The following is an 11139-nucleotide window of genomic DNA, read 5'->3' as shown; positions in this document are numbered from 1 at the left end:
ACGAACTACTTTTTAATAATTTTAATAGATTTTTCTCCTCCGTTTTTGTATGAAAGCAACACTAGATAAACTCCAGCAGAGTATTGCTGAAAAGGAATGCTTAAATTATTAGTATTGGAATTGGGCTGAAAAGTTCGCAATACTTGTCCTGTAATCGAATAAACATGTACAGAAGCCACATAATTATCATGTGTCAATTCCCACTGTAAATACAGTTCTTCTCTTACAGGATTTGGATAATAAGAAATAACATCTTCGGCAGAGAATTTTTGTAAATCATTTTCAGTTAAAGCTTCTGGTTCTACAATATCTTTTGCAGATTTAGCCGAACAATTAATACATAATGTTCTCGTAATTTGATTTCCTGCTTGATCGTAGTTGAAGTTAAGCTTGGTTTGAGCAAGGGAAAAAAAGCAGCAATGAAGAAAAATAAGGAGTAGAATTTTTTGCATGGCTTATAAATTTTAAAATATTTCCTACAAACATATAAAATAATTATATTCTTACAAATTTTATCCTAATTTTAACTTTTAGGCAAAAAAAAAAGCGAGACCTAAATCTCGCTTTTTTAACATATTTATATTTTAAAATAGAATCTTATTCTACTGTAACCGACTTCGCTAAGTTACGAGGCTGGTCAACATTACAACCTCTCATAACTGCTATATAGTAAGAAAGTAATTGCAACGGAATTGTGGTAACTAATGGCGATAATGCATCTGAAGTTTCAGGAATTTCGATTACATAATCTGCCAATTCACGAACTTGAGTATCTCCTTTTGTAACCACAGCAATAATTTTACCGCTTCTTGATTTAATTTCCTGAATGTTACTTACAATCTTATCGTAATGTCCTTGTTTTGGAGCAATTACAATAACCGGCATAAATTCATCAATTAAAGCAATTGGGCCATGCTTCATTTCTGCAGCTGGATAACCTTCTGCATGAATGTATGAGATCTCTTTTAATTTCAATGCCCCTTCTAAAGCTACAGGGAAATTATATCCTCTACCTAAATAAAGACAGTTTGGCGAATCTTTAAATGCAGCAGCAATTTCTTTTGCTTTATCATTAGTTTCTAATGCTTCAGCAACTTTCTCAGGAATAATTTCTAATTCTTGAAGATAGGTATGGAAATCTGTATTTGACAATGTTCCTTTCGCTTTTCCTAAACGTAAAGCAATCATCGTTAAAACTGTAATTTGAGTAGTAAATGCTTTTGTAGAAGCCACTCCAATTTCTGGTCCTGCGTGTGTATAAGCACCTGCATGGCTTTCTCTTGAAATAGAAGAACCCACTACGTTACAAACTCCAAACACAAATGCTCCGTTTTCTTTAGCCAATTTAATAGCGGCCATAGTATCTGCAGTTTCTCCTGATTGTGAAATTGCAATAACTACGTCATCTTTATTAATAATTGGATTTCTGTATCTAAATTCAGAAGCATATTCTACTTCAACAGGAATGCGTGTAAATTCCTCAAAGATATATTCTGCCACCAAACCTGCGTGCCAAGAAGTTCCGCAAGCTACGATCAGAATACGTTTTGCATTTAAGAATTTCTCTAAGTTGTCTTCAACACCAGCCATCTGAACAATTCCTTCATTGGCATGAAGTCTTCCTCTATAAGTATCTTTAATTACGCTTGGCTGCTCATAGATTTCTTTTAACATGAAGTGATCATACCCTCCTTTTTCAATCTGCTCCAAGTTCATTTGAAGTTCTTGAATATAAGGATCTACTAAAGAGTCATCTTGAATTTTTCTAATTTTAATAGGCTTATGCAATCTAATATTTGCCATTTCTCCATCTTCTAAATAAACTGCATTAGAAGTATATTCAATAAATGGTGAAGCATCAGAAGCAACAAAATACTCCCCTTCTCCAACTCCAATTGCCAACGGACTTCCTAATCTCGCCGCAACAAGTTCGTTTGGATTTTTTTTATCAAAAACAGCAATTGCATAAGCTCCAACAACTTGGTTCAATGCAATTTGAACAGCTTTACCTAATTTGATGTTTTCTTTCTTCTGAACTTCTTCTATTAAATTAACTAAAACTTCAGTATCTGTATCCGATTTAAAAGTATACCCTCTTTTGATAAGCTCCTCTTTCAAAGGCGCATAATTCTCTATAATTCCGTTATGGATGATTGCTAAATCTCCAGAATTAGAAAGATGAGGATGTGAATTCACATCATTAGGAACCCCATGAGTTGCCCAACGTGTGTGTCCAATTCCAATATTTCCGTTTGTTGTAAAACTTTCATTGGCTTTAGCTTCAAGATCAGAAACTTTACCTTTTGTTTTGCAAACTTTAATGCCCGCCTCTTCGTCATACAACATAACGCCGGCACTATCATATCCTCTGTACTCAAGACGCTTTAATCCTTTTATTACAATAGGATAGGCATCTCGATGACCGATATATCCAACAATTCCACACATATATATTTATTAATTTGGTTTCGTGTAGTATACTTCGAGTTTCAATCTTTTCTTTTCTTGTTCTGAATCAGGTGAACCACCTTTCTTCCCTCCAAATAAGACTGTACCCAAAGGATTCATAACTGATGTTCTTGGTGCCGCAGAAAAATATTCAATTGGATTATCCTTAATTTGAATCTTGTTTTTTAACGCATTAAATGTAAGCATTGTAGCACTTTGAGAAACAACCAGTCCTAAATCAACATTTTTAGCCGTTGCATCCTTAATCAGATTACGGATATGACCTGTGATTCTAATTTTATAACTCTTCCCTCTTTTATCAGACCCTACAGTAATCAATCCTCCATAAGTAGAAGAAGCATCTGTCGAATAATCTAATAAAATAGTATTATTTGTCAAATCGTACAAAAATATTCTATTTGGCTCTTCTGCTCCTGCCATTTTATCAGCATCAATCGAGAACACCAAATTAGCTTCATTAACCTTCCAGTTTTTAACTACAGCATTATGTCTAATTTCATCTAATTCATCAGGAACATTATTTGCTTTATTTACAACATTCCCTTTTTCATCATACCCCATTACGTCAGTCGGGTTAAAAAGTCTCAAGACCGCTAATGAACCCTGACCTCCTTTTAAATAGAGTTTTTCATCTCCATCCGTTTTATTTACATTTGTTGTAATAGCACTTTCATAATCAGGATTTCGAGTATCTTGAAGAAAACTGGCAGTATTTGATGTTGTTGCGCTAGCGCCCTTCAAATTCAAAACAATTGTTTTATTCTCCATGGTAGTATCAGAATCTTCTGTAGATTCTGTTTTAGCTTTGTAATAAACAGTGATTTTACCTTCACCAAAATTCATTAATGCCATATTACTCGGACTAGACCCAGACCTTTCGACATTAAAATACAAACCTCTAAAATATTCTTGAAAAACATCTTCTGATGAAAGTTTAGAAGCCGCTGCATTCAATATTTTATCTTGAAAAAATTGCGTATTAAGATGCAGGGTCATCTGAGGCTTTTTTCTTTCTGTTGTTACTGCTTTTGTAGTAGGATCAGTTGTTTTAATTACAATCTCATTTGCATTAAAATAAAACTCATCATTCTCTAAAGCTCCACCATTATTTAATCTTTCTCCAACTTTTTTATTAGAGAATTCTGTATTTTGATCTGTATAATAAAACTGAGGCAACTGATTACCGCCATTAAAATAACTATATCTCATCTGAATTCCAGACTCATATATACTTAATTTAAATTTCCCATTTTTATCACCGTAAATAGAATCTAACTCATAAGTGCTATTTCCTTCTTTATCAGTACTGAGAACATGGCTAAAGTAAGGAATCTCTATTTTAACACTATCAATAACTGGCGCCTCACCAATTGTTGGAGTATATGACGTAAGCCCAATCTGAGTTACAAAATTTGCAGTTGTAGTTCCAAAAAGCGGATTATCAAAAATACCTAAAGCATTTGTCACCATATTATTTGACTGAATAGGCGTAACTTCTTGATTAAAAGCTAAAACATCATATTTTTCAGATTCAAGTCCAAAATGGTCATCTCCGATCAAACCTTCACCAATTGCATTAAAATCTTTGTCACAAGAATATAGAAAAATAGCCATTACAGCCAAAAGAGATTTCTTAAAAAAAGAAGTTTTATACATGTCTAATAATAAAATTAAAATTTAAAGTCCAAATGTTCTGTAGAAATTTGTATAAGCATCAGCAAATCCATCTTTCCCGGCGAAAGGTAAAAAAGGTTTTCCTGAAGATTCTATAAATTTTGTTAAACTTGGAGAAACATTTTCCGACGCAATAATCACACCATCAGAATGTAAAATACTGGCTTTTAAAACATTCTCATAATTTGGAGTTTCTAAATCTGACACAGCTTCATGAGGAACGCCGTCAAATTTAACTTTATTGATCATCTCTAAATCTAAATTTTCATCAAACGACTGTCCGTAAACAGATGTAATAATTTTAGTTTCAGAAAACAATGCTTCATGTTTATAATAATGCTTCATATAAATTGGAAGCATTGCTGCAAGCCAACCATGAACATGTATAATATCTGGAACCCAGTTTAATTTTTTTACAGTCTCAACAACACCTTTTGCAAAGAAAATGGCTCTTTCGTCATTATCAGGATACAAAGCACCTTCTTCATCTGTAAAAGTTGCTTTACGTTTGAAGTATTCATCGTTATCGATAAAATAAACCTGGATTCTTTCTTTCGGAATAGATGCTACTTTAATAATCAACGGCATGTCTAAGTCATTCACTACCAAATTCATTCCTGAAAGTCTAATCACTTCATGCAATTGGTGTCTTCTCTCATTGATATTCCCATATCTTGGCATGAAAATTCTTATCTGACCGCCTTGATCGTTAATCATTTTCGGCACGTCATAAGACATTAAAGAAACCTCATTTTCAGCCAAATAAGGCACGACTTCAGATGATACGTATAATATCCTCTTATCTTTCATAATAGTATTTTACTTAATTTTGGTAATAAAAACGTTGCAAAATTACAAAAATTTATGCAGTTTATAACTAATATATTATGTTTGCACTAAATTTTAATAATACCTCAATGCATATTTTCTACAGTAAAGCAGCGTTGATAGCCTATCTTAAAACTATCAAAACCGCAAATTCAACTATCGGATTTGTACCGACAATGGGCGCTTTACACCAAGGACATTTGGCTTTAATGCAGCGTTCACTCAAAGAAAACGACGACACAGTAGTGAGCATTTTTGTCAATCCAACACAATTTAATAACCCGGAAGATTTAGCAAAATATCCTAGGACACTTGAAGAAGATGTTAAGAAAATGCGTACATTAAGTGATAAAATTATTTTATACGCACCTTCTGTTGAAGATATTTATGAAGGAAATACCGTTTCGCAGCCTTTTGATTTTGACGGATTAGAAAACCAGATGGAAGGAAAATTCAGACCTGGGCATTTTAATGGTGTTGGAACAATTGTTAAAAGACTATTCGAAATCGTAACTCCAACAAATGCTTACTTTGGAGAAAAAGATTTTCAGCAGCTTCAAATTGTCAAAAAATTAGTTGAAAAAACAGAATTACCTGTAAATATTGTTGGATGTCCAATTTTTAGAGAAGAAAATCAGCTTGCAATGAGTTCACGTAATGAACGTTTGACAGCGGAGGAAAGAAAAGATGCATCGATCATTTACAAAACTTTAACCGAAGCAAAAGAGATTTTTCAAAATCATAGTCCGAAGGAAACAATCGAATTTGTAGAAAATTCTTTCAAAGGTAATGCGGCTTTCGAACTGGAATATTTTGTTATTGCTGATGAATCAACACTTTTATCTATCGATAAGAAAGAGAATGACAAAAAATACCGAGCATTTATAGCGGTATTTGTTAATTCTATAAGACTGATTGACACCATTTCATTAAATTAATCTAACTTTGCATCATGCAAATTCAAGTTATAAAATCAAAAATTCATCGCGTTAAAGTAACGGGTGCCGATTTAAATTATATTGGCAGCATTACTATTGATGAAACTTTACTAGAGGCTTCAAATATTATTGAAGGCGAAAAAGTATCTATTGTTAACATTAATAATGGCGAACGTTTTGAAACTTACGCTATTAAAGGTGAAAAAAATTCAGGCGAAATCACTTTAAACGGTCCAGCAGCGAGAAAAGTTCAAAAAGATGATATCATCATTATCATTTCTTATGCAACCCTAGATTTTGAAGAAGCAAAAACCTTCAAACCTTGGATTATTTTCCCGAATGAAAATGACAATTCTTTAACCTAAGATTTTCTTTTTCTTACCGAATTTACCTACTTTGTCAAAAGTCAATTTTGAACAAAAAAACTCTTCTTTGGTCTTAATCTAAAATGATTTTGACCATAAAACACTCTGCTTCAATTTTTAATCTGCTTAACAAAGAAGCAAATAAAATAGTATATTGCTACACTATTTTCAATATGTTTTTAATTTACTGAAATGCCACAAATCATGAAAAAAGTTTACCTACTAACACTTTTGATTTCGTTCTCGTCGTTTGCCCAAAAAACGTTCGATAATATTAAATCTGAAAAACTGGGAGAAGAGCGCAGAATTACGATCGGACTTCCTGCTTCTTACGAAGCAAACAAAGACAAAAAATATCCTGTTCTTTATTTATTGGATGGAGATTACTTATTTGATCCGTTTTCTGGAGCCGTAAGCTATGGAACTTATTGGGACGATATTCCAGAAATGATCATTATCGGAATTCATCAAAACAAAAACGAAGAACGCTATGATGACACCACAATAGATCAAAACGAAGGTTTACCATTTGAAAAAGGTGCAAAATTTTTCGAATTTATTGGAGCTGAATTAGTGCCATATATTGAAAAAAAATATCGCACCTCACCTTTCAGGCTTATCGCAGGCCATGACGTGACAGCTAGTTTTGCTAATTTTTATTTGTACAAAGAGATCCCACTTTTTAATGCATACATCTGTTTAAGCCCAGAGCTTGCCCCAAAGATGGAAGTGCGCATTGCTGAGAAGTTTGCAAAAGTAAAAAGCCCTATTTTCTATTATCTTTCTGCTGGAGAAGGCGATATTAAGAAAATTAAAGAACCAATAGATAAATTAAACAGCAATATTAAAATCGCTAATAATCCGTTAGTGAATTATAAATATGATGTATTTAAAGGCGCAACACATTATACAGAAGTATTGCATTCTATACCAAGTGCATTATACCAAATTTTTGAAGTATACAGACCTATAAATTCTGCTGAATACAACGACAAAATTGCGGTTCTTCAAACAGGTTATGCAGAATATTTAGAAAAAAAATACGCTACAATGTCTGAAGTTCTAGGAGTTCAAATTCCTGTTCGAATGAGCGATTTTAAAGTAATGGAAAATCTTATTTTAAAGAGAAACGCTTACGATGAATTGGGAAAAATGGCCGAAATTGGAAATGTAAATTACCCAAAAGCCATGTTAGGAGAATATGAATTAGGTTTGATGTACGAAAAAATGGGCGATCCTAAACATGCTTCAAAAAAATACCAAAACGCTTCTCAAATGGAGCCAATTGGCGATTTGAACAAAGACTTGATGTATGAGAAAATTGACGAAATGAATACACTTGCTAAAAAAAGTAAATAATGTCAAAAGTTAAAACTTCCTTTTTCTGCCAAAACTGCGGAACCCAATATGCCAAATGGCAAGGGCAATGTAACGCGTGCAAAGAATGGAATACGATTGCCGAAGAAATTATTCAGAAACAGGATAAAGTGGCTTGGAAAAGCGAACCTACTCCAGCCAGCAAAGCGCCAAAGCCTTTAAAAATCAACGAAATTGATTCTGCGCAGGAAGTTCGAATGGACACAACCGATGGCGAATTGAATCGTGTTTTGGGTGGTGGACTTGTTCCTGGATCTTTAACGCTTTTAGGCGGAGAGCCCGGCATCGGAAAAAGTACACTTTTACTTCAAGTATCATTAAAGTTACCTTATAAAACATTATACGTTTCTGGAGAAGAAAGTCAGAAACAAATTAAAATGCGTGCAGAAAGAATTACGCCAAATAGCGATAACTGTTATATTCTAACTGAAACCAAAACGCAGAACATCTTCAAACAAATCGAAACTATCCAGCCTGAAGTAGTCATAATTGACTCCATTCAGACTTTGCATACCGATTATATCGAATCGACCGCAGGAAGTATTTCCCAAATTCGTGAAACCACTGCCGAATTAATCAAATTTGCCAAAGAAAGCAATATTCCTGTAATATTAATTGGACACATTACCAAAGACGGAAACATCGCAGGACCAAAAATCTTAGAACATATGGTTGATACGGTTCTTCAGTTTGAGGGCGACAGAAATCATATTTATAGAATTTTGCGTTCGCTAAAAAACCGTTTTGGTTCGACTTCAGAACTTGGTATTTACGAAATGCTTGGAAGCGGTTTACGAGAAGTCAGCAATCCTTCAGAAATTCTAATTTCACATAAAGACGAAGAACTTTCAGGAACGGCAATCGCAACTACTCTTGAAGGCATGCGTCCGTTAATGATCGAAATACAATCTTTGGTTAGCACGGCCGTTTATGGAACACCTCAAAGAAGCACAACAGGCTACAACGCCAAAAGACTAAATATGATTTTGGCTGTTTTAGAAAAAAGAGCTGGATTCCGTTTAGGCGCAAAAGATGTTTTCCTGAATGTTACTGGAGGAATTTCTGTTGATGATCCAGCAATTGACTTGGCTGTTGTTGCCGCAATTTTATCGTCTAATGAAGATATTCCGGTTGGAAAAGGTTTCTGTTTTGCTGGTGAAGTCGGACTTTCTGGCGAAATTCGCCCTGTAAACCGTGTGGATCAACGCATTCAAGAAGCTGAAAAACTAGGTTTCGATACTATCTTTGTTTCTAAATACAACAAAATTGCTTTAAAGAATACAGGAATTAAAATTGAGCTTGTTGCAAAAATTGAAGATGTCGCAAGTATACTTTTTGGTTAATTTTTTCTTTTTGCCACGAATTACACAAATTAAACACGAATTTTATTTTAAATTTAAAATCTGAATTTATACATTTTACATTATCTAAAATTAATTCGCGTAATTCGTGACAAACAAACAATACTACGTTTCAAAAATTTCTAAATTCTTTTGAAAACCAACTTTATGAATTTTCCAAAACAAAAAATATATAAAGCATTAAAAATACTAGGAATAGTAATTTTAGTGCTTTGCATCGGACTGTACTATTTTCGTAATTCACTTTTAAAACAGGCCATTGCAAAAGTTACCCATAAAATGGCTGTTCAGTACAACAGTAATTTTTCTGTAGAATCGGCTTCATTTGATGGTTTGTCTACAATAAAATTGACAGATGTTGTTTTGGCGCCAATTAATGCTGATACGCTTGTCAAAATAAAGAATCTGGAAACCAGCATCAGTTTAAGCAATTTACTTATTGGAGATGTTCAAGTTGGAACTTTAAAAGTAGACAATGGATATATTCAGTTAGTAAAAAAAGGCAAAAAACGAAATTTTGATGCTTTTCTAAAAAGAGACCGAGAAGAAACAGAATCTAACGAAAAACGCAAATACGCTTCGTTTGCTTACAGAATCATTTCGAAAGTACTAAATCTAGTTCCAACTGACATGGATTTGAAAAACTTCAAATTCAAAATCGACGACAACGGAAAACAAACCAATATTGATGTAGATAAATTGGTTTTAAGCAACAAACAACTCGAAACCAATCTTCATGTTCAAGCAACAGATTTTGATCAGCGTTGGAACATTAAGGGATTTGCTGATCCGAGAAATAAAAAAGCTGATATTCGTTTTTTTAATTTAGATACTGGCGCTATTCGCGTTCCTTATTTAGATCAGCGTTATAACTTAAAAGCAAGTTTCGATTCTATTCGATTGAATGTCCAAAACATTGACAAAAGTGGCAGCGAACTTCACATTGATGGTTATACTTCGATTGCAAATCTTAAAATCAATCACCCAAAAATTGCCAGTAAAGATGTGGTTATAAAAAATGCCCGTTTTGATTACCGCTTTTTATTGGGAGATAGTTTCATCTCAATCGACAGTACTTCAACAATGCAGTTGAATAAAATCAAAGTTCGTCCTTATATTTCTTATGATACCGAAAAGGATACGATTTATACTTTAAAAGTCGATATTCCGAAAATGAAAGCCCAGGATTTTATCATTTCGCTTCCTGATGGATTATTTACACATTTTCAAGGAATGCAGGCAACTGGAAATTTTGATTATAAACTGGATTTCAAATTCAACAAAAACAAACCAAATACGCTTGTTTTTGACAGTAAACTCAACAAAGAAGATTTACGAATCACCAAATATGGAGAAGCCGATTTAAATAAGTTAAACGGCGAGTTTGTGTATCGTGCCATTATTCAGAATGTATTGCAAAGACCTGTTTTGGTTGGAAATGCAAATCCGAATTATACGCCTTTAGATCAGATTTCCCCTTATTTAAGAAAATGTGTTTTAACGACAGAAGATCCATCTTTCTTCTCTCATCGCGGATTCATAAACGAAGCGTTCAAACAATCCATTCTAAAGAATATCAGAACGAAGAAATTCTCACGTGGAGCAAGTACCATCAGCATGCAGTTGATTAAAAATGTGTTTCTAACTAGAGAAAAAACGCTTTCGCGAAAGCTTGAAGAAATTCTATTGGTTTACATTTTAGAAAATAACCGAATTGTAAGCAAAGAAAGAATGCTCGAGGTCTATTTCAACATTATTGAATGGGGACCAAATGTTTACGGAATCGGAGAAGCAAGTCATTTTTACTTCCAGAAAAGTCCTTCGGCATTAAATGTAGACGAATGTTTGTACTTAGCTACGATAATTCCGAAACCAAGAAAATTCATGTATCAATTTAACGATGAAGGTAACTTGAAAGATTATGCGATTAAAAACCAAAAATTCCTAAAGAATTTAATGTTTAGAAGAGGTCTTTTGGTACCAGAAGATACAATCGGAATATTACCTGTTTACATTTCGGGAAATGCACGTTCTTTAATAAAAATTAAAGTTCCAGATTCTACGGCAGTCAAAACAGATTCTTTAGCTGTCGATGATGAATTTGATTTGTAAATAATATTTAACCGC

General features: G+C 33.5%; 9 protein-coding genes. 5 read left to right on the top strand and 4 right to left on the bottom strand.

The genetic code is table 11. The annotated features are described in order from the left end of the window. Window positions 1-5: 5 nt before the first annotated feature. From LPB248_RS12145 to LPB248_RS12130, 4 genes are all read right to left on the bottom strand, one after another. Window positions 6-452 carry a T9SS type A sorting domain-containing protein gene (locus LPB248_RS12145; protein ID WP_177211675.1) on the bottom strand — a complete coding sequence of 149 codons (447 nt, stop codon included), beginning with the start codon at window positions 450-452 and terminating at the stop codon, window positions 6-8. A 145-nt stretch (window positions 453-597) separates the two neighbouring features. Then, window positions 598-2448 (bottom strand): glutamine--fructose-6-phosphate transaminase (isomerizing), encoded by a 1851-nt coding sequence (gene glmS, locus LPB248_RS12140; RefSeq protein WP_177211674.1) that lies wholly within the window; start codon window positions 2446-2448, stop codon window positions 598-600. A gap of 9 nt (window positions 2449-2457) precedes the next feature. Then, window positions 2458-4125, bottom strand: a complete 1668-nt coding sequence (locus LPB248_RS12135) for a DUF4270 domain-containing protein (protein ID WP_177211673.1) — start codon at window positions 4123-4125, stop codon at window positions 2458-2460. A 21-nt stretch (window positions 4126-4146) separates the two neighbouring features. After that, complete coding sequence (locus LPB248_RS12130) at window positions 4147-4953, bottom strand: glycogen/starch synthase (protein WP_008465476.1); 807 nt, start codon at window positions 4951-4953, stop codon at window positions 4147-4149. Window positions 4954-5030: 77 nt separating this feature from the next. On the opposite strand from LPB248_RS12130, the gene panC reads away from it, so the two are divergent. From panC to LPB248_RS12105, 5 genes are all read left to right on the top strand, one after another. Next, a complete protein-coding gene (gene panC / locus LPB248_RS12125; protein ID WP_177211672.1) occupies window positions 5031-5909 on the top strand; it encodes a pantoate--beta-alanine ligase in 879 nt (292 codons plus the stop codon). Window positions 5910-5923: 14 nt separating this feature from the next. Beyond that, window positions 5924-6274: an aspartate 1-decarboxylase gene (gene panD / locus LPB248_RS12120; RefSeq protein ID WP_008465481.1), complete on the top strand. Its 351-nt coding sequence runs from the start codon at window positions 5924-5926 to the stop codon at window positions 6272-6274. Window positions 6275-6478: 204 nt separating this feature from the next. After that, on the top strand, window positions 6479-7633 hold the full coding sequence (locus tag LPB248_RS12115; protein ID WP_177211671.1) for an alpha/beta hydrolase: 1155 nt from the start codon (window positions 6479-6481) through the stop codon (window positions 7631-7633). Next, window positions 7633-8994: a DNA repair protein RadA gene (radA, locus tag LPB248_RS12110; protein WP_177211670.1), complete on the top strand. Its 1362-nt coding sequence runs from the start codon at window positions 7633-7635 to the stop codon at window positions 8992-8994. Before LPB248_RS12115 ends, radA begins: the two co-directional genes overlap by 1 nt. Window positions 8995-9159: 165 nt before the next feature. Continuing rightward, window positions 9160-11124 (top strand): transglycosylase domain-containing protein, encoded by a 1965-nt coding sequence (locus tag LPB248_RS12105; RefSeq protein WP_177211669.1) that lies wholly within the window; start codon window positions 9160-9162, stop codon window positions 11122-11124. Window positions 11125-11139: the final 15 nt, after the last annotated feature.

Origin of the sequence: Flavobacterium sp. LPB0248, from assembly GCF_013388355.1 — a bacterium.
Classification (GTDB): Bacteria; Bacteroidota; Bacteroidia; order Flavobacteriales; family Flavobacteriaceae; genus Flavobacterium.
The sequence above is the reverse complement of the archived record's forward strand: the minus strand, read 5'-3'. Positions and strand labels throughout refer to the sequence as shown.

Excerpts from the sequence above, each read along its gene's own strand:
- LPB248_RS12145 (WP_177211675.1), bottom strand. The coding sequence starts at position 452 with ATGCAAAAAATTCTACTCCTTATTTTTCTTCATTGCTGCTTTTTTTCC.
- glmS (WP_177211674.1), bottom strand. The coding sequence starts at position 2,448 with ATGTGTGGAATTGTTGGATATATCGGTCATCGAGATGCCTATCCTATT.
- LPB248_RS12135 (WP_177211673.1), bottom strand. The coding sequence starts at position 4,125 with ATGTATAAAACTTCTTTTTTTAAGAAATCTCTTTTGGCTGTAATGGCT.
- LPB248_RS12130 (WP_008465476.1), bottom strand. The coding sequence starts at position 4,953 with ATGAAAGATAAGAGGATATTATACGTATCATCTGAAGTCGTGCCTTAT.
- panC (WP_177211672.1), top strand. The coding sequence starts at position 5,031 with ATGTTTGCACTAAATTTTAATAATACCTCAATGCATATTTTCTACAGT.
- panD (WP_008465481.1), top strand. The coding sequence starts at position 5,924 with ATGCAAATTCAAGTTATAAAATCAAAAATTCATCGCGTTAAAGTAACG.
- LPB248_RS12115 (WP_177211671.1), top strand. The coding sequence starts at position 6,479 with ATGAAAAAAGTTTACCTACTAACACTTTTGATTTCGTTCTCGTCGTTT.
- radA (WP_177211670.1), top strand. The coding sequence starts at position 7,633 with ATGTCAAAAGTTAAAACTTCCTTTTTCTGCCAAAACTGCGGAACCCAA.
- LPB248_RS12105 (WP_177211669.1), top strand. The coding sequence starts at position 9,160 with ATGAATTTTCCAAAACAAAAAATATATAAAGCATTAAAAATACTAGGA.